The following is an 18142-nucleotide window of genomic DNA, read 5'->3' as shown; positions in this document are numbered from 1 at the left end:
GGTTATCGGATTAGTCTTGTGCGCTGGCGCTGGTTCCAGGGCGGGCTTCGACCCACGGTTGGGTCGTCTCGAGAACGGTCTCGGGATCGATCGTTGTGTCCGTCCAGCGTGGTAGCCGCCGGTCGGAGCCCGGTGGCGCGATCGATTCGGCATAACGATCTAGCTGTGCGCGTTCGCTTTCGAGGTCGTATTCGAGTCTGTTGAACTGCGCGTCGGCCCGGTACTGGTCGAGTAGTCGACGGCCGGCCGCTCGATAGCGGTCGGGAAGCGTCTCGTACTCCGGTTCGACGCCGCCCGCTTCGAGTACGCGCAACAGTTCCGCGCCGACCTCACGGCTCATCTTCTCGAGGCCGCTCTCGCCGGCGACCGCGCGGTGGTCGTGGACGTGGCGGCCGAGGTCGACCTGTGCAGTTCCCTCGAAGCCGGCGTAGTCGTAGGCATCCCCGAGCGTACCGACCTCGAGGCCCCACGCGGGCGGCGTTCGGAGTCGTCGGGCGAGCGTGGACGTCGTCGCGAACTCGCCGGCCAGTGCGTACCGAAATGCCGCGAGGTAGTTGAGGATGGGTGCGTCGTGTTCGTCCGCGAGAGCGCGGACGAGTGGCCGGTAGAACAGCCGGAACAGGCGGCCGTAGAGCCGATTCTCTTCTATCCGAGCGTAGTATCCTTTGGAGAAGGAAAACTCCAGTTCGAGTGGTGTGAGCAACCGATGGACGTGTTCGGCCTCGTAGCTTCGCGCGTCGGCGTCGTGAACGAGAACGTAGTCTCCGGCCTCGGCTGCGGGCCCGAGTGCGAGCCAGACGTCACGTCCCTTGCCGAACTCGTCCCCAATTCCTGCTCGCTCGAGGGCGCGATCGGCGGCGGGCGCGTTACACCAAAGGAGTTGCGTCGGGAGCGAAAACGACGCGAGCCACTCGCGAAACGGTTCGATCCCGTCCCGGCCACAGCGGAGAGGAACGAAGACAGCCGCGGGAGCGGGCTCGAGCCGTTCGAGTTCGTCGAGAACTCGCTCGGCCGCGGGATTGCCGAGTTCGCGTTCGGTCATGGGGACGACGATCGCGGTGTCGGGGACGAGATCGGAGTCGGCAGTTCCCGTCCGGTATCCGCTTTCGTCGTCAGCGTCGGCGACGGCAGCGAAATCGTGGAGCGTCGCGATTCGCTCCTGTACGTATTCCATCAGTCGTGTGTTCGGCCGAATCGATAAAACGGCCACGGCTCCGGCGAGACCGACGGATCGGCGGCGGTGGCGAGACAGATCGATCCGCCATTCGCCCGTTGTTGTCGGCACTCGATCACGATCGCCGTCGACGTGTCCTGGTCAAGCCCCGGTCTTTTTCTTCTCTAGCTTCGTAACGTTCGACTATGAAATCAGTCCGGCAGGCACTCCGTAACGACGAACTCGATAAAGACACCTACGACCGCCTCGTCTGTGCCGAGTGTGACAAGCCCTTACAGACCGAGAACGACCCGGACTCGATCAAGACGGTCCGGATCTGCCCGGACTGCAAACAGGAGTGGAAAGAGATCAGATGAGAGACGACATCTCTCGAGTCACGTAACCCCGAGGCGGTTTACGACCGCTCGCCAGCCATCGACGAAAAGAGCCGTTCCTCGAACTCCTCTTTGCAGATCCCGTCGGACGGACCGAGTCCCTCCATGTGATCGACCGATATCTGTCCGCCGCCCATTCGGGCGTGTCCGCCCGCGTTCGCCATCGGGATGTCGCTGACGGCGTGTCGAAGCGTCTCTCCCATGTGAACACGATCGTCTCGAGACCGACCCGAGAGGTGGAGCGTGCCGTCGTTCTCGCCGTAGACGACGACCGCCGTCACCCCTTCGAGGTGCATGAGTTCGTCGGCTGCCTGCGGGATGGCGTCGACGTTCGAAATCTCGCCGACGTCACAGACCGCGAACGGGCCGTCGATGCGTTTCTCGGTGATTGCGGTGGCTTTGATCTGTAACACGTCGTCGCTGACCTGCGGGTTGGCGATCCGGTCGAGCTGATCTTCGTCGATCTTGTCGAAAAGGTAGGCACAGGCGTCGAACTCTGCTCGTGAACAGCCGTTCGTCAGATGGTTCGTGTCCGACTGGATGCCATAGAGAAGACCAGTCGCAAGCTCCGGCGTGAACTCGAGTTCGTTCTCTTCGAGTTCTTCGTCGTCTTCGAGAGCCACTGCCCCCATCTCCCTGAAGTACTCCACGAAAATCGTCGAGGCCGCGCCGTAGTCCGTTCGAACGTCGGTAAACCGCGTCCCGGTTCCGTTACCTGGGTGGTGGTCGACCACCGCGACGGGTTCGACGTTCTGTGCGCCAGTGAATCCGCGTGGAGTGTTGTGATCGACCAGGACGACCGCGTCCGCCGCCAGATCCGAACTCGACTCGACGTTCTCGAGATCGAGATCGAGTACGGTTCGAAACGCGCGATTTTCCTGGTGACGGATTTCGCCGGGGTACTGCAGTGTCGCGTCGGTGTCGACGAACGCGGCAATCGCTGCGACACTCATCGCACACGCCATCGCGTCGGGGTCCGGATTGGGGTGCATCAGCACTGTGACTTCGTCGTAGTCGTCGAGTACGTGCTGGAGACGAATGCCTGCCGGCCGGCGGAACCAGCGAACGGCCCACCAGCCACCGAGGAGCAGTCCGACGACGACGAGTATCAGCAACGAGAGCACCAACGGATCGAGTGCTTGCAGCGAGTCGATCAGCGCGTCGACGGCAAGCACGTCCGCCTCGACGAACGCAGTAATCGAGGCGTCGTGATAGCTCATATCGGACACTCAAATTCGATCATAAAGAATTTTCCGCTGATTTTCACCACTAACCCAAATATTTCTCTTTACTGTCTTTGAAATATTCTCGACAGGCTACAACTGCCAGGAATCGCCGTTGGTGTCGACCGGAACCGTGGCGGCATCACGTGTCGAACCAGACAGGCTGATCTGGGTCGTTCCGCTAGCCGACGTCTCCGTGCCGACGGCGAATCGGACGGCTCTCACTCCTCGAGACTATGCACCGGTAATCGTGGACGCCCAGCGACGGCGAGGACTGCCGCCACTCGAGAGTGTTCGAGTCGAGGAGAGCGACCGCGTGGCCACGACGAAGGGGACGGGCGTCGTGATCGCCCTCGCCGGCGTTGCACTCGTCACGTACGGGGAGGGAGTTCTCTCATCGGTGTCAACGGCCGAACAGACGCCGAATTTTCGAGCCGAACGAGACAGTCGAGAGCTGACAGGTTCGCCAGCGGTAGTTCCGGGCCAGGTACAACAGGAGGAGATACGCCGCGCCGGACAGCACGACTGCGACGAGGATGTTCCCGACGATCAACTGGTGGATCGCCGTTTGTGCCGTCTCCGCGGAGAAGTCACTCGCGTAAAGCGGCGGCGTGCCGAGCACCACACCCCCGAGTTGAAAGCTCGCGACGTAGACGACAGGTTTGACAAACGGGTTGAGGACGGCAACCGACGCGAATATCGCGGGCGTGCTGATCCACGACCACAGAGAGGTGAATACGAAGAACAAGCCGACCCCAAGTCCGCCCGTCGGCAAGGCCGTCAAGAAGATACCGAGTGCGAAACTGGCGGCGACCTGGTGTGGCGTCCGTTCTTCTCGGAACGCCGCCAGCAGTTTTCGGCGGACTCGATCGCGGTACACCTCGAGTCGGTCACGCAGCATTCGGGCCAATCACCCATACTCGTCGGAGACCAAAAGAAAATATCGTCTCGGACTCTCCGATCAGGGAAACGTGCCCGATTCCTCGAACGCATCGGCAACGCGCTGGGTCGCCACCACGTAGGCTGCGGTCCGTGGATCGTCGAGATCGCGGGCCTCGAGCGTGTCGACGAGTGCGTCGAACGCCTCTACGATGAGCGCCTCGAGTTCCCGGTTGACTTTCTCCTCGGTCCAGTAGAACCGCTGGCGGTTCTGGACCCACTCGAAGTAGGAGACGGTGACGCCGCCGGCGTTGGCCAGGATGTCGGGAACGACGAAGGTGTCTGTATCCTCGAGGACGGCGTCGGCCTCCGGCGTCAGCGGGCCGTTTGCAGCCTCGGAGATGACGCTGGCCTGTACGTCGGTGGCGAGGTCGCCGTCGATCGCATTCTCCAGTGCGGCCGGGATGAGGAGATCGACGTCCATCGTGAGCAGTTCCTCGTTCGTGATGTCCTCTTCGGACTCCGCATAACCGACGATACTGCCTGTCTCTGTCTTGTGGTTTTTTGCTGCGACGGGATCGAAACCGTCCGGGTTGGAGATGCCACCGCTCGAGTCACTGGCGGCGACGACGGTTGCGCCCATCTCGTCGATTAGTTTCGCGGCGATCCAGCCGGCGTTGCCGTAACCCTGGACGGCGACGGTCGCACCCGCTATGTCTTTCCCGAGATAGTCGAAGGCTTCGCGGGCGGCGATTACTGTCGACCGACCAGTCGCCTCGACGCGGCCTTCGCTGCCGCCACTGGCGATGTTTTTGCCGGTGACGACACCCGGCTCGGTGGTGTTTTCGAGGGTTTCGTAGGTATCCTTGATCCAGTTCATCTCCCGCTGGCCCGTGTTCACGTCCGGCGCAGGAATGTCCCGATCTTCGCCGATTAGCGGGCGAAGTTCGGTCGCAAACGCACGAGTGAGCCGTTCGATCTCACTCTCGGAGTAGTCTGTCGGATCGACGACGATGCCGCCTTTCCCGCCACCGTAGGGGACATCGACGATCGCGCACTTATAGACCATCCAACCCGACAGTGCCTTGACCTCGTCGCGAGTGACGCTCGGGTGGTAGCGAATGCCGCCTTTGTAAGGGCCGCGGTCGCCGTTGAACTGCGACCGGAACGCCTCGAAACGCTCGAGGCCCCCATCGTCGAGTTCGATCGTGAGATTCGTCTCGAGAACCCGTTCCGGGTGTTTGAGCCGTTCGATCACGTCGTCGCCGACGTCGAGATGTCCCGCGGCATCGTCGATCTGCGACTGTAGTGTTTCGAACGGGTTCGCTTGTTCGGACATTGATCGTAGGTTCCGAAGATAACGGAATAAGTATGACGAAACCCACCCATAGTAAATAAGATACAATATTAGGAATTTGTTGCTGTATATATTTCGTGTAAATCCACTTCGAGGGTCAACGGTCGGTGGCTTCCGCCCGCTCGAGAAGCCGTTCGGCCTGAGCGACAAGCGGTGCATCGATCATCTCGCCGTCGACCTCGAAGACGCCACGGCCCTCGGCGTCGGCCTCGCGTTTTGCCTCGAGCACTCGCCGTGCCCACTCGAGTTCCTCGTCGTCGGGCGTGAACGCCTCGTTTATCGGGTCGATCTGTGCAGGATGGATGGCGAGTTTGCCATCGTAACCGAGGCGGACGGAGCGGCGGACATCTTCGCGGAGTCGCTTTTCGTCTTCGAACGCCGTGACGAGCGTATCGATCGCCGGACAGTCGTGTGCCGCCGCGGCAAGAACGACTCGCTGGCGTGCGTACTCGAGTTCGGAGCCGTCTTTGGAGACTGTCGCGCCGACGTCGGCCGAGAGGTCCTCGGCACCGAACGCCAGCGCGTCGGTTGCAGGAACGGCGGCTATCTCCGGCGCTGCGAGGACGCCGGCGGCGCTCTCCACCAGTGGGATCACCGGCAGGAAGACGCCGTTCGATTCGAGTGCCGAGACAAGATCGTGGACGTCGGCCGCCCCGCTGGCTTTCGGGAGCATCAGGCTATCGAGACGGAGAGACGTCCGGCCAGCGAACAGCCCCTCGAGATCGTCCTCGATCCGATCACTGGTGGCGTTGATCCTGACGCAGACCTCACAGTCAGGATCGAAGTCGTCGGCAGCGAGAACCTCGCGGACGGCCTCCCGTGCCTCGTCTTTCCGGGCCGGTGAGACGGCATCTTCGAGGTCGAAGACGACCACGTCGGCTCCCGAACGGGGGGCCTTCTGCAGCATCTCGGGACGATCGCCTGGCGTGAACAGGACGCTTCTGCGAACCATATGCCGACTGGAACGGCGACCGTCAAGAAAGACACGTCACCGGCGACGGCCACGCAGAGAGTTTATGTACGAAGGGACGGCCAGAGCAGTCGATGGATCGCGTTGTCGCCGTGCTGTTCGTCGTCCTCGCCACCACAGCAGTTACCACCGGAACGGTCGTGGCTGCCGGCACGTCGAACGACACCGGCAGCGAACCACTGCCACCGTCGGTCTCACCCGCAGTAGAACTCGACTGTCCACCCGAGGCAGTCGACGACCCCACGACATCTGTGAACGGTCCACCGTCGAACTCGAGTGAAAGAGCGACCAAAACGGCCGACCACTCCGGTACGCCACGGATCGTCGAACTGTACCCGAACCCGACGACCCACCGCAACATCGGCGAATACGTCGTCCTCGAGACGCCCGCGGAGACGCGACTCGAGAACTGGACGCTCACCGACGGTCACACGACTGCGGCGCTCCCAGACGAAACCGTCTCCGGACGAGTCGCGGTCAGTACGAACGCAAGCGCCACGCGGTCGCTGACTGACGAATCGGTGCTCGAACTCGAGGGGACGGTCCGCCTCGCGGTCGACGGTGACACTCTCGAACTCCGGCGACGCGGTGAGACGCTCGACCGGGTCGGTTACGACGACGCGCCGGTCGCACAGCAGTGGTATCGTGACGATTCGGCGGCCGCGAGCGAAGCGAGCGCGACCGAATCTATCAGCGGACGCTGGTGGCCCCGCGACGCGACCTGTCTCTCCGTCTCCGCGAGCGACGCCGACGAAGCGACCGCGTTCGTCTTCCCCGATGCACCAACAGTCCCGAAAGCGACCATCCGAAGCGCCGACGATCGGCTTCTGCTTGCCGGCTACACCATCACGTCCGAGACAGTCGCGGAGGAACTGATCGCGGCAGCCGACCGCGGCGTCGACGTGGCAGTTCTCTTCGAGTCCGGTCCCGTCGGCGGGACGCCGGCAGCGACCGAACCAGTCCTCGAGACGCTCGAGGACGGTGGCGTCACCGTCCGTGCAATCGGTGGCGAAGGTGCCCGCTATCGCTACCATCATCCCAAATACGCCGTCGCCGACGACCGTATTCTCGTCACGACCGAAAACTGGAAACCGTCTGGCACGGGCGGTGAGTCGAGCCGTGGCTGGGGGATTCGACTCGCAGACGACCGACTCGCCGCTGACCTCGCGGCCGTCTTTCGTGCGGATTTCGAGGGATGGGACACTCGACCGGGAGCCGAGTTCCGGCGAGACACGTCGTTCGTCGACGACGAGACATCACCGCCGCGTTCGTTCCCCAGCGAACACTCGCCGGCGCAAGTCGAACTCGAGTCGGCCGAGTTGCTGGTCGCACCCGACAACGCCGAGCGACGCCTGCTCGAACTCGTCCGGAACGCTGACGAGGAGTTGCTGGTCAAGCAGGCCAGCATCGCCGGCGACACCCAACTACTCGAAGAGACTGTCGACGCGGCCCGCCGAGGCGTCGACGTTCGAATCCTGCTCGACTCGACGTGGTACCACGAAGACGACAACGCCGCACTCGCGGACGATCTCGGGCAGACGGCTGCAGACGAGACGCTCCCGCTCGAAGTGCGCCTCCTCGAGGACACCGATCGGTTCGAGAAGATCCACGCCAAGGGCGTCGTGATCGACCGCGAGACCGCCGTCGTTGGCAGCGCCAACTGGAACGACAACGCTTTCGAGAACAACCGCGAGGTGTTGATCGCAGCACACGGCGAGGAGGCCGCCGCGTTCTACGCGGACGTCTTCGAGGACGACTGGAACGGAGACGGCTGGACGCTCCCGCTCGAGTTGTCGGCGACCGTCGTCGCTGCGCTCGCGGTGGCGGCGGTCGTCGGGTCTCGGTACGTCCAGTTCGGCGACGGGTACTGATACAGATTGCTGTAACTAGTTACCGCTGATCGCCAGAGCGGGGCCGGCGATTGGCGGTAATTGAATACAGCAAACCGTATGAGACACGCCAGGGTTCGGAGACATCGTTTGTTGGCGTCGACAGTTCTGGTTAGTTCTCGTCCTCGTGGTCGTCGGACGGACAGAGCAGTGCTGGCCGGGCGAACAGAACGGCACCGTACATAGCGAAGAGGTATCCGAAACCCAGATTTCGACTGGGCCGTGCTTCGATTCCGTCGATACTGATCCAGATAACGCCGAGTCCGACAGAGAGGATCGTACAGCCAACGACTTTGTTGTACCGAGAGAGAAGCGGCCACGAGAAAAACGGCAGTGCAAAGAGAATGATGACCCCCACGTCGAGAATTCGCTCGAGATCGATCAGGCGACCAGTAAGGAGACTGGAGACGATCAGCCATCCGCTGATAACGAGTACGAACTCTCTCTTCGACCACCGTCTCTGTCGACCAGACAACTGATCGAACGTCACGAATGTGATCTCGTCGATACGTTCAATAACGATTTTGGATCGACTCGGCCGACACCGACGTGTCTCGACCGGCTGTCAGTACATCGAACAGACGAAAACGTAGTTCTCGAGAGAGACGTATCGGTGGATCAGTCCGCACGCCCACTGATCTCTGTCTCGAGTCGCTCACAGCAGTCGCGTTCGGGATCGAAACACTCTGGGCACTTCTGGGGGCGATCGATGATCGTATCCAACCGTTCGGCGACCGTATCGTCGATCACGCTCTCGAGGGCACGGGCCTCCGCTCGAAACTCTTCGACCTCGAGGACGTTCGCGAGGAACCGTTCGATGATACAGTAGGTTTGGAGAGCGTCGTGAGCGCGCTCGAGCCCTTCGTCCGTTAGGCTCGCACCCTTGTATTTCTCGTGTTCGACGAGTTCGCGGTCCTCGAGTTTTCCGATCATCTCGTTTACACTTGCTGGACTTACCTCGAGCAAGTCCGCGAGCGTGCCGGTCGAGGCGGGACCCTCTTCGATTCGTTGAGCGAGATAGATTGCCTTGAGATACTGGTCTGCAGTATTCATCGCAGCCCTCCGTTGGTGAAACTATTGGTCGGACAGGTGCGCCGGTAGAGACGACTCCGGGACGCGGGACGCGCTAGTGGCGGGCCAAGCCTGCACTGATGGGTCGAATCTGGCGGTGTGGCTCGATTCGACCGGTCAGTCGACGGTTGGGACGGTACTAGTTGGCAGTCGATCTCGGGGACGGCAAATCCCGTCGCGACCGTCGCGCCGTCCCCGGTCATGCTATCTGCTCCATTATATCAGTCACTTCTTCGACACCTTCTTTCTCCTCCTCACGGATCTCGTACAGCGTCTCGAGGAGACGACCTCGATCGATGGCAAACTCCGCGTCGGCAGTCTCGATCGCCTCGATGAGATCGTCGTAGAACTTGTAAGCAGTCTCTTCGTTTGCCAGTTGATCGTAAAGGACACCGTCAGTGTCTTCCGGTGGCCCGTACTGGGCGTCGACGAGAGCGTTGATCTCTTCATAGGCGACTGTCTCGGCCTCGAGATCGTCGATCAGTGCCTCCAGACGCTCGCGGTGCTCTGCCGACTCTTCGCTCGCCTCGGCGAGCAGTTCCCGGACCTCCTCGTCGACCTCGGTCCGTTCGTCGGGCGGGAGTGACTCGAGGTGGTGAGCGGCGCGTGACTCGACGACTTCTTCCAGCACGACCCCGATCTGGAGGAGTCGGGTGAGCTGGTGGTCGCTCGAGACGCGCTGTCCCAGACTCATGATTCTACAAGAGGGCCGCCGTCACTTAGTCGTCCCGGAGCACGTTGGTGACTCGGCCGCAGTCTCTCGCTCGCAGTCGAGGAAATCGGGAACGGAGAGTGGAGCTAGTCGCGCTGACGGAGTCGGGCTTCGATCAACTCTTCGAGGTCTTCGCGGAGTTCGTCGACGGCGATCTCTTCTAAGACGGGCACGAAGAAGCCCTCGACGAGCATGTTTCGCGCAGAGCGTGGGTCGATTCCACGGGAAGTCATGTACAGCAGATCCTCCTGATCGATCTGGCCGACCGTCGCCGAGTGGCTGGCCTCGGTGTCGTGGTTGTTGATGATCAGCTTCGGCGAGGCGTCGGCTTCACTCTCGTCGGAGAGCATGAGGGTATTCTCGCGCTGGTAGGAGCTGGTGTCCCACGCATCCTGGCCGACATCTTGAACTCCTTCGTAGACCGAGCGAGCGATGTCGTCGGTGACGCCGCGGGTGACGAGATCGGCCGTCGTGTGTTCGGCGCGGTGCCAGACCTTCGCGTCGAGGTCGAAGTGCTGGTCGTTGTGGCCGTAGAAGGCGCCGACGATCTGGGTCTCGGAGGAGTCGCCGCTGAGTTCCGTCGAGACCTCTGTCTTGGTGAGTTGGGTTCCGAGGTTGACCTCGATCCAATCGATCGTCGCGTAGGTGTCGGCGTCGCCGCGCTTTACGGTAAAGTTGTAGGCTTCCTCAGAGAGGTTCTGGAGGCTACCGTACTGGACGCGACTGTTCTCGCCAGCAGCGACCTCGACGATCCCGCTGTAGTACTGTTCTTCTTGCCCCTCGCCGGTCGACTGGCGCTCGAGGATCGTGACCGAAGACGACTCTTCGGTGACGACAAGCGTGTAGTTAAACAGCGACCGGGAGTTCTGCTTGGTCCGGATGGTGACATCCTCGGCGTCGACGCCCTCGGGGACGTAGACGACGGTCCCGGTGCTAAACAGCGCCGTGGAAAGCGCCGTCAAATAGTTCTCATGGGGGTCGACGACGGAACCGAACTGCTCTTCGATGAGGTCCTCGTGTTCCTGGACTGCCTCGGCCCACGGGAGGACCTCGACCTCGTCGGGGCCGACTTGGTCTTTCTCCTCGGCAGCGTTCAGCGGGTCAACGAGCGACTCGTAGTCGAGATCGTGGAGGTTCGTCCAGTCACGGCCCGGCGTCCGGATGACGTCGGGCATCTCGAGTGTTTCGAGTGCCTCGAGGGCCTCGAGACGAGTCTCGAGCAGCCAGTCGGGTTCGTCGAACCCACCGCTGATTTCGCGGACCTGTTCTTCCGTCAGATTGGCGTGTACCTGCGTCATGCTCATATTATCCGAGGCTTCCCTCCATCTCGAGTTCGATGAGTCGGTTGAGTTCGACGGCGTACTCGATGGGGAGTTCTTCGGTGATCGGTTCGATGAAGCCGGCGACGATCATCTTTTTCGCGTCGTCGTCGTCGAGGCCGCGACTCTGGAGGTAGAAGATGTCTTCGTCGCCGATCTTACCGACTGTGGCCTCGTGGGCGACGTCGACTTTCGACTCTTCGATCTCCATGTACGGCATGGTGTCGCTGGTCGACTCGTTGTCGAACATCAACGCGTCACACTCGACGGCAGTACTCGAGTTTTCGGCTCCGTCGGCGATGTGGACGAGCCCGCGGTAGTTCGTGCGGCCGCCGTCCTTGGAGATCGACTTGGATTCGATGGTCGAGCTCGTGTCGGGCGCGTTGTGGTAGACTTTCGCGCCAGTGTCGATGTCCTGGTCCTCGCCGGCGAAGGCGATGGTGATGTGGGTGTCGGTCGCGCCCCGTCCCTTGAGGATCGAACACGGGTAGAGCATCGTGGCCTTCGACCCCATCGAGCCCGAGATCCACTCCATCGTACCGTTCTCTTCGACGATGGCGCGTTTCGTGTTGAGGTTGTAGGTGTTCTTCGACCAGTTTTGCACGGTCGAGTACTGGACGTGAGCGTCCTCTTTGACGAAGACTTCGACGCCACCCGAGTGGAGGTTGTGGGCACCGTACTTCGGCGCGGAACAGCCCTCGATGTAGTGGACCTCGGAGCCTTCCTCGGCGATGATCAGCGTGTGCTCGAACTGGCCCATTCCTTCCGAATTCATCCGGAAGTAGGCCTGGACGGGCATCTCGACGGTGACGTCTTCGGGAACGTAGACGAACGAGCCGCCCGACCAGACGGCCCCGTGCAGTGCCGCGAACTTGTTGTCGCTGGGCGGCACGCAGGTCGTCATGAAGTGCTCTTTGACGAGTTCGGGGTGCTCCTGGACGGCCTTGTCCATGTTCATGAAGACGACACCCTTCTCCTCCCACTGTTCTTGCATGTTCTGATAGACGACCTCCGACTCGTACTGGGCTCCAACGCCCGAGAGGGCGTTCTTCTCGGCTTCCGGAATCCCCAGCTTGTCGAAGGTGTCTTTGATCTCGTCCGGGAGCTCCGTCCAGTCGTCGACGCCTTCACGTTCGTCGACGTCAGGGCGGATATACGGGATGATCTCCTCGATGTCTAGACCCGAGAGGTCGGGCTGGCCGGGCCAGTCCGTCGGCATCGGCATGTTCTGGTACTGCTCGAGGGCGCGCAGTCGGCGCTCGAGCATCCAGTCGGGCTCGTCTTTGTCGTCGGAGATCATACGAATGACCTCCTCGGTCAGTCCCTTCTCGGACGTTACCGCGGCCTCGTGTTCTTTCTTGAACTCGAACCGCGCTTCGGTGTCAGTCTCTTTGAGATGATCTTGTTCGGAACTCATGATTTGATTGTGGTCGTGATTACGGCGACAGGGTTGTTACCATTCTTCTAGCTGAATCCGGTTACGCAGTGCCGTAGACTTCCTCACGGACCCAGTCGTAGCCCTTGTCCTCGAGTTTTTTGGCGAGTTCCGGACCGCCACTCTTTGCGATCTGGCCGTCGAGCATCACGTGGACGTGGTCGGGCTCGACGTAGTCGAGGATGCGCTGGTAGTGAGTAATCTGGAGGATGCCGGTTCCCTGCTCGTCTCGTAGGGCGTTGATACCGTTCGAGACATCTTGGAGCCGGTCGATGTCGAGACCGGAGTCGATCTCGTCGAGAACGGCAACCGACGGCTCGAGGATTGCAGCCTGCAACACTTCGTTTTGCTTTTTCTCACCGCCAGAGAAGCCAGCGTTGAGATAGCGCTGGGCGAACTTCTCGTCCATGTCCAGTTGCTCCATCTTCTCGGCGAGGATCTCTTGGAACTCGGCGACGCCGATCTCGCCCTCGTCGGCGGGACCTTCCATCGGCGACGTTTCGAAGCCCTCGTCTTCGTCCTCGTCTTCGTCTTCGTCGCCTTCCTCTTCCTCGAACAGCTCTTCACGCTCCTCGAGTTTGGCGTTCAGTGCCGTTCGGAGGAAGTTCGTCATCGTGACGCCCTCGATCTCGGCCGGATACTGGAAGCCGAGGAAGACACCGAGCGCGGCACGCTCGTTCGGCTCGAGGTCCAGCAGATCCCAGGTGCGCTGGTCCTCGTCGATCTCGACTTCGTCGCCGAACTCGTCTTCGTCGAGGTGAAGCAGGACTGCCCCCTCGGTAACCTCGTAGGCTGGGTGGCCGGCGACGACCTTCGCGGTCGTCGACTTCCCGGAACCGTTCGGTCCCATCAGGGCGTGGATCTCGCCCGGCTCGACCTCGAGATCGACGCCCTCGAGGATCTTCTCGCCGCCTTCTGCCACTTCCGCGTGCAGGTTGCTCAGTTCGAGACGTGCCATAGTACTCTGTCGTTTGAATGGTGGGTCGTATGACTAATAACGGTTTCGTATCCATTTGGATACGGTATTCTATCACCAAAATAATTTTTTGAAGAGAGAACTAGTATTCCCTCTCCACTGCTTGCAAGTGGAAAAGCCCCAATTATCCTCCGAAAGGCCTTATACTACCGTCTTTCGGCGGGCTGGCTTACGTGAGGTAAGTCACTACCTGTGGAGTTCGTTTACAGCGACCAGCGTCCGCTATCAATCGGTGTGTCGCCGAATCGCCCCGATTTCGAGGGCTTATCGTAACAACTGAAACTGGTTGCACACCGCCCACACCGATCGCGGGCTCATTTCGTCCCGAACCGCGCGACACTCAGCGTAGGCGGGTGCACACCGACGTGCAGTGGCTACTACAGTAGAAGTGGAGTGGCCAGGCTCGAACCGATGGATCGAACCGGCCCCACACGATCGGGTTCGATCCATCGGTCGACGAGTAGAGGGCCACTGCGACGGCCCAGTAGCTCACATGAAACTGTCTAGACCGGTCTGCTCTTGGCCACTTTTGACTTCCTCCCAGGAGACGTCGAGTGCCTCGAGGATGCGTTCGATTGGTCCCTTCAAAGTCTTCTCGAGCATCTTGTCGTAGTCGACCTCGAACGCCTCGGGGATCTGGTCGTCGTACTCGAAACAGATCACGTCGGGATCGCGCTTGAACGCACCGTAGAGCGGATCGCGCTGGGGATCGAACCCACATTCGTCTTCCATCCGGCGGAAGAACGCGGGATCGACGCGGTCGAGGTAGAGTCGCTTGGGTTTGCTGCCCCGCTGAAAGTTGGTATCAAGCAGGAGGTTGGCATACTTCGCACCCCGAACCTGGGCTGTGTCCGTGTCGTAGTTGTCCAGTCGCTTGCCGATACCACCTGGGATGGCGATCTCTTCGTCCGAGACGTTCCCGTCGAGGACGTCCTCGATGACCCCGTTGACGTACTCCTTGGCACCCTCGACGTCGCCTTCCTTGACGATCATCTCGATGACGCGATGCTGGACCTCCTTGGTGATCGGCGCGATGTCCGACCGCTGGTACTCGAAGCCGACGATGTCGATCGTGTCGACGTCTTTCCCCTCCTTCCAGGTGATGTGGCCGGCGTACCGTTTTTTCTTGCCCGCCTGGAAGAATCGTCGATAGAGCTTCTCGAACTCGATCTGGAAACGGTGCTGGTCGGCGTTCAGGTCCTCTCGAGCGAAGTCGTCGTACCGGTCGTTGATGTGCTCCTCGATCTCGAAAGACGTCTCGAGGGCTTTCTCCTTCGGGATGCCGTCGCCGAGTTCGAGCATGACCGAGTCGGTGTCACCATACGCGACCTGATAATCGAGTTCGTTCGCTGCTGTCTCCGTAAATTCGATTACTTCACGCCCAGTGGCGGTGATTGCAGCCGCTGCCTCTTTGTCGTAGAGCCGAAATTGTTCCCATCCTGACACTCCGTAGAGCGAGTTCATAATGACCTTCACTGCTCCCTGCTGGCGGTCGTACTGCTCGTACTCGGGCGTGCCAGGCTCGTGCTGGTTCCGGAGCTCTTTCTTCTCCTCGCGCTCGGCGAGCAGTTCCTCGATCATCGTTCGGTTGACGCCGTCCGGTTCCTTCCGGAAGTGGGTCCCCGTCGGCGCCTCGTAGGTCTCGCCGTCGTAGGTCTCGGGATCGACCTTCGTCTCCGGCGACGCGTTCACGGTCACCATACACATCGGGTACAGCGATTTCAGGTCGAGCACGGTGACGTTCTCTTTGACGCCCGTGATCGGCTCGAAGACGGCACCTCCCTCGTACTCTTCGCCGGCTTCTTGCTGGCCCTTGGAAGGGAGTGCGAATCGGCCGTGAGCCTGATGGAGGACGTACATGTCGACCGCGTCACCGGGCGTCGGCGCGTCCTCGAGTTTACAGCCGACGAACGACCGCACCTCGTCCCAGAAAGCGACGATCGCCTGCTGGCGGTCGAGTTCGACACAGAGTTCGACGTCCCGGAGGTTGTACTCGAGCAACTGGGTGGGATTGTCTTCCCAGAGGTCGCCGATATCGCCAGCGTACCGCTCTTTCCCGACGCCCAGTTCTTCCTCGCCGACGGCGTCCAGTCGATAGGAGTCCAGCTCCGAGAAAACCATCCGCTGGTAGCCATACAGCAGGTCGAAGACGACCCGGCCCTTGATGTCCGGGCCACCCCAGTTGCTCCGCCAGACCTCGTCGACGCGAGAGAGGCGATCGATCGAGAGGTCGTAGTCGTGGCCGCCCTGAAGTTCCTCGAGTCGATCGAGGAAGTACGGCGCGTCGAAATCCTCGAAGTTCCACCCCGTAAGCACGTCTCCGTCGGTTTCTTCGACGTACTCCATAAAGGCCTCGAGCATGGCTTCTTCCTCCTCGAAGGCCCGGACCTCGTGATCGATCTCGCCCTCGATCGGGTCGTACTCGGCGATCTCTGCTGGAATCTCGCCGTCGCCGATCGGGGCCTCGTAGAGCCACATGATGTACTCGTCTTCGTACGAATCGTGGCTCGTGAGACAGACGATCGGTTCCTCGCCGTCCTCGGGGAAGCCGGAGCGGTCGTCGACCTCGATGTCGAACGTCAACACGCGCGGCTCGGCGTCGACGTCAACTGGCTCGACCTCCTCGTGATGGATCACCAGCGAGTCGTCGTCGGCCCTGCGTTCGGGGATACGAATGCCACTACGGACGTCCTTGTCGATCAGGAACCGATTCGGAAAGAGAATGTCCGCCTCGTAGTGCTCGAAGTCGTCACGGACCTGTCCGACGTCGCGTGGCGTCTGACCGAAAATCTTGGTCAGTTTCTCGCCACGGATACTCTCGTAGCGCTCGCCGTTTCGATCGTACTCACGGCTCCCAGTCAGTCGGTCGTACTCCTCTTCGGGCGGCCGCTCGAGCGTCTCCGTCGGCGCGTAGAAGTACGGCTCGAAGTCGACTACCTGGACGTGCTCGAGCGTTCCGTCCGGCGTCCGCCCGAAGACGTGTATGATCGGTTGTTCTTCGTCCCCGTAGCCAGTGACCGTGTAGTCGACCTGCATCACGGCGAGTTCGAGGTCGCCGTCGGCGTCCGGAAGCGTCTCCTCGACGACGTCGACGACCTCGACGCCGCTCCCGTTGGTCGCGCCTGCGACGGCGACTGCCTCTTCGTCGGGTCTCTTCTCACCGTCGGACTCCGGTGACGACGAAAACTCCGTGAGTCCGGCCTGGCCCGCCTCAGTCATGGTATCGCAGTTTGGAGTCCCCAAATAAAAACCCCCGCAATCCATCGGGACGATCGACCTGCCGTCTGCGGATCGTGACACTGCACGGGCAACAAGACCTATACTGTGGTAACACATAACACCACTCGAGGTGATCGACGTGTCTTCCCCCGCAAACGACGACGAAACGATGGATCGACGCGAGCCGAGTAGCGCTCCCGAGGGAACGGCGACGATCGAATCCTACGAAACCGACGACGGCGTCGTCTTCTACGACGCCGAGAACCCCCTCGCGTGGATGGAAACGTCCCGAACGCTCGTCCTCGAGGAACTCGCCTGAGCGAGACTGCTGTACCGATCTCCCAGTGCACGCGCTTCGGGACACAGTACACCGGAAACAACGCACAGCAAACCGCCTGGGACTGTTTTGTTCCCAAAGTGGCGGCTAACCCTTCACTGGGCGTCGAACCCGGCCGTGTCGGCCGAATCAACCCGGCATCCGACGGTTGAGCCGGTACTCGCCACCACCAGTTGACGATTCAGGTCCGGTTATCGCCGGTAATTGGCGACAGCAGACCGTTCGAGTTCGAACACGAATCCTTTTCTTTCCGGTGGTCCTCCACTCGTCCGTGGCACTCGACCGGAGCGACCACGAGCCGGACGCGCCCGAGGAGTACGATCCGGAGGCTGAATTCGGGGACCCGGACAGCGACTCGCTGACGATTCCGGCCGTCGACCCGAAATCGGGGCCGGAGCCCCCGGAGCCACCGGAGCCCCCGAACGTGTCGATTCCGGAGATGTCCACTGCCGGGACGGGCGCTCCAGCCGATCTCGTGAAGATGTTCTGGGCACTCGTACTCGTGATCAACGCGGCCGTCTTCGTTCTCTCGCTCGGCATCATGCTCTTTGTCTTCGAAGGGAACACGACGTACAGCGTCTGGTTGATCAGCGGCGGACTCGTCTTGTTTGGTCTCGCTATCCGTCGGTATCGGGCCTTCGATGCCGACACCTCGAGCAGTTCGAAACCGACAGCCGCGGAGACCACCACCACGGAATCCGCTCCGACCGAGAACGAAACCGACGATACCGACCCATGAAACCTGTTCGAGACGACCACGGAAACCGGTACCTGCTCTTGAAACGCTCCGAACGAGCGAGTCTCGTCCGCGACCCCGAGACCGGAGACGAGTGTTACGTCCAGAACGACCGCCTCGAGTTCGTCGCCGAATCCGGACTCGAGACGGCAGCCGCGACGATCGACGACCCGGTTCGGACCCTCCTGACGAACGTCCACGACGAGAAGACGCTCGGCCTGCTGGTCGAACTCGAGAACCGCGGGGCACTTGGCGTTCGCACGTTACTCGACGCCTACAACCTCTGTGAGAGTGACCTCCACGGACGGCTGACTGTCCTCTCGTCGGCCGGCCTGCTCGCGGAAATCGACGTCGCCGGCGAACGTGGCTATCGACTCACCGAAACGTGTGAGTTGGCACTCGAGGCAATTCGAACCGACGAGACTGCCGAAAACGACGAGAACGAAGAGCCGCCACTCGAGTAGCGACGTC

General features: G+C 61.3%; 17 protein-coding genes. 5 read left to right on the top strand and 12 right to left on the bottom strand.

Annotation, left to right across the window (positions count from 1 at the left end; translation table 11 throughout):
- Positions 1-10: 10 nt before the first annotated feature.
- Positions 11-1174 (bottom strand): glycosyltransferase family protein, encoded by a 1164-nt coding sequence (locus NATGR_RS02805; RefSeq protein ID WP_005576170.1) that lies wholly within the window; start codon positions 1172-1174, stop codon positions 11-13.
- 185 nt (positions 1175-1359) lie between these two features.
- On the opposite strand from NATGR_RS02805, the gene NATGR_RS19820 reads away from it, so the two are divergent.
- Positions 1360-1530, top strand: a complete 171-nt coding sequence (locus NATGR_RS19820; protein ID WP_005576172.1) for an HVO_0758 family zinc finger protein — start codon at positions 1360-1362, stop codon at positions 1528-1530.
- A gap of 38 nt (positions 1531-1568) precedes the next feature.
- Here the strand turns inward: NATGR_RS19820 and NATGR_RS02800 are convergent, their stop codons facing one another.
- From NATGR_RS02800 to NATGR_RS02785, 4 genes are all read right to left on the bottom strand, one after another.
- Positions 1569-2768: a DHH family phosphoesterase gene (locus tag NATGR_RS02800; RefSeq protein WP_005576174.1), complete on the bottom strand. Its 1200-nt coding sequence runs from the start codon at positions 2766-2768 to the stop codon at positions 1569-1571.
- Positions 2769-3174: 406 nt separating this feature from the next.
- The gene (locus NATGR_RS02795; RefSeq protein WP_005576176.1) at positions 3175-3672 is read right to left on the bottom strand and encodes a DUF2062 domain-containing protein; all 498 of its coding nucleotides are present in this window, start codon (positions 3670-3672) and stop codon (positions 3175-3177) included.
- Positions 3673-3732: 60 nt separating this feature from the next.
- Positions 3733-4989 (bottom strand): Glu/Leu/Phe/Val family dehydrogenase, encoded by a 1257-nt coding sequence (locus NATGR_RS02790; protein WP_005576178.1) that lies wholly within the window; start codon positions 4987-4989, stop codon positions 3733-3735.
- A 115-nt stretch (positions 4990-5104) separates the two neighbouring features.
- Positions 5105-5959, bottom strand: coding sequence for an HpcH/HpaI aldolase/citrate lyase family protein (locus tag NATGR_RS02785; protein ID WP_005576180.1), 855 nt, complete (start codon positions 5957-5959; stop codon positions 5105-5107).
- A gap of 92 nt (positions 5960-6051) precedes the next feature.
- On the opposite strand from NATGR_RS02785, the gene NATGR_RS02780 reads away from it, so the two are divergent.
- Complete coding sequence (locus NATGR_RS02780; protein ID WP_005576182.1) at positions 6052-7848, top strand: phospholipase D-like domain-containing protein; 1797 nt, start codon at positions 6052-6054, stop codon at positions 7846-7848.
- A 130-nt stretch (positions 7849-7978) separates the two neighbouring features.
- Here NATGR_RS02780 and NATGR_RS02775 read toward each other — a convergent pair whose 3' ends face one another.
- The 7 genes from NATGR_RS02775 to NATGR_RS02745 all read right to left on the bottom strand — a co-directional run bounded on the left by NATGR_RS02775 (position 7979) and on the right by NATGR_RS02745 (position 16598).
- The gene (locus tag NATGR_RS02775; RefSeq protein ID WP_005576184.1) at positions 7979-8356 is read right to left on the bottom strand and encodes a hypothetical protein; all 378 of its coding nucleotides are present in this window, start codon (positions 8354-8356) and stop codon (positions 7979-7981) included.
- A 128-nt stretch (positions 8357-8484) separates the two neighbouring features.
- Positions 8485-8919: a metal-dependent transcriptional regulator gene (locus tag NATGR_RS02770; RefSeq protein WP_005576187.1), complete on the bottom strand. Its 435-nt coding sequence runs from the start codon at positions 8917-8919 to the stop codon at positions 8485-8487.
- 217 nt (positions 8920-9136) lie between these two features.
- Positions 9137-9631, bottom strand: a complete 495-nt coding sequence (locus tag NATGR_RS02765) for a M41 family metallopeptidase (RefSeq protein WP_005576188.1) — start codon at positions 9629-9631, stop codon at positions 9137-9139.
- Between the two features lie 104 nt (positions 9632-9735).
- Positions 9736-10953, bottom strand: a complete 1218-nt coding sequence (gene sufD, locus NATGR_RS02760) for a Fe-S cluster assembly protein SufD (RefSeq protein WP_015233260.1) — start codon at positions 10951-10953, stop codon at positions 9736-9738.
- A gap of 1 nt (position 10954) precedes the next feature.
- Positions 10955-12385, bottom strand: a complete 1431-nt coding sequence (sufB, locus tag NATGR_RS02755; RefSeq protein ID WP_015233259.1) for a Fe-S cluster assembly protein SufB — start codon at positions 12383-12385, stop codon at positions 10955-10957.
- A 61-nt stretch (positions 12386-12446) separates the two neighbouring features.
- Positions 12447-13361: an ABC transporter ATP-binding protein gene (locus tag NATGR_RS02750; protein ID WP_005576204.1), complete on the bottom strand. Its 915-nt coding sequence runs from the start codon at positions 13359-13361 to the stop codon at positions 12447-12449.
- 507 nt (positions 13362-13868) lie between these two features.
- Positions 13869-16598, bottom strand: coding sequence for a DNA-directed DNA polymerase (locus NATGR_RS02745; RefSeq protein ID WP_005576206.1), 2730 nt, complete (start codon positions 16596-16598; stop codon positions 13869-13871).
- A gap of 130 nt (positions 16599-16728) precedes the next feature.
- On the opposite strand from NATGR_RS02745, the gene NATGR_RS02740 reads away from it, so the two are divergent.
- The 3 genes from NATGR_RS02740 to NATGR_RS02730 all read left to right on the top strand — a co-directional run bounded on the left by NATGR_RS02740 (position 16729) and on the right by NATGR_RS02730 (position 18135).
- Positions 16729-16917, top strand: coding sequence for a DUF7331 family protein (locus NATGR_RS02740; protein ID WP_005576208.1), 189 nt, complete (start codon positions 16729-16731; stop codon positions 16915-16917).
- A gap of 289 nt (positions 16918-17206) precedes the next feature.
- A complete protein-coding gene (locus tag NATGR_RS02735; protein ID WP_015233258.1) occupies positions 17207-17674 on the top strand; it encodes a DUF7322 domain-containing protein in 468 nt (155 codons plus the stop codon).
- Positions 17671-18135: a DUF7346 family protein gene (locus tag NATGR_RS02730; protein ID WP_005576211.1), complete on the top strand. Its 465-nt coding sequence runs from the start codon at positions 17671-17673 to the stop codon at positions 18133-18135. Before NATGR_RS02735 ends, NATGR_RS02730 begins: the two co-directional genes overlap by 4 nt.
- Positions 18136-18142: the final 7 nt, after the last annotated feature.

The sequence above is a fragment of the Natronobacterium gregoryi SP2 genome, from assembly GCF_000230715.2.
Classification (GTDB): Archaea; Halobacteriota; Halobacteria; order Halobacteriales; family Natrialbaceae; genus Natronobacterium; species Natronobacterium gregoryi.
This window is presented reverse-complemented; position numbering and strand designations above follow the sequence as displayed.

What these genes read in the sequence shown, in the direction of transcription:
- NATGR_RS02805 (WP_005576170.1), bottom strand. Translation starts at nt 1,174, where the DNA reads ATGGAATACGTACAGGAGCGAATCGCGACGCTCCACGATTTCGCTGCC.
- NATGR_RS19820 (WP_005576172.1), top strand. Translation starts at nt 1,360, where the DNA reads ATGAAATCAGTCCGGCAGGCACTCCGTAACGACGAACTCGATAAAGAC.
- NATGR_RS02800 (WP_005576174.1), bottom strand. Translation starts at nt 2,768, where the DNA reads ATGAGCTATCACGACGCCTCGATTACTGCGTTCGTCGAGGCGGACGTG.
- NATGR_RS02795 (WP_005576176.1), bottom strand. Translation starts at nt 3,672, where the DNA reads ATGCTGCGTGACCGACTCGAGGTGTACCGCGATCGAGTCCGCCGAAAA.
- NATGR_RS02790 (WP_005576178.1), bottom strand. Translation starts at nt 4,989, where the DNA reads ATGTCCGAACAAGCGAACCCGTTCGAAACACTACAGTCGCAGATCGAC.
- NATGR_RS02785 (WP_005576180.1), bottom strand. Translation starts at nt 5,959, where the DNA reads ATGGTTCGCAGAAGCGTCCTGTTCACGCCAGGCGATCGTCCCGAGATG.
- NATGR_RS02780 (WP_005576182.1), top strand. Translation starts at nt 6,052, where the DNA reads ATGGATCGCGTTGTCGCCGTGCTGTTCGTCGTCCTCGCCACCACAGCA.
- NATGR_RS02770 (WP_005576187.1), bottom strand. Translation starts at nt 8,919, where the DNA reads ATGAATACTGCAGACCAGTATCTCAAGGCAATCTATCTCGCTCAACGA.
- NATGR_RS02765 (WP_005576188.1), bottom strand. Translation starts at nt 9,631, where the DNA reads ATGAGTCTGGGACAGCGCGTCTCGAGCGACCACCAGCTCACCCGACTC.
- sufD (WP_015233260.1), bottom strand. Translation starts at nt 10,953, where the DNA reads ATGAGCATGACGCAGGTACACGCCAATCTGACGGAAGAACAGGTCCGC.
- sufB (WP_015233259.1), bottom strand. Translation starts at nt 12,385, where the DNA reads ATGAGTTCCGAACAAGATCATCTCAAAGAGACTGACACCGAAGCGCGG.
- NATGR_RS02750 (WP_005576204.1), bottom strand. Translation starts at nt 13,361, where the DNA reads ATGGCACGTCTCGAACTGAGCAACCTGCACGCGGAAGTGGCAGAAGGC.
- NATGR_RS02745 (WP_005576206.1), bottom strand. Translation starts at nt 16,598, where the DNA reads ATGACTGAGGCGGGCCAGGCCGGACTCACGGAGTTTTCGTCGTCACCG.
- NATGR_RS02730 (WP_005576211.1), top strand. Translation starts at nt 17,671, where the DNA reads ATGAAACCTGTTCGAGACGACCACGGAAACCGGTACCTGCTCTTGAAA.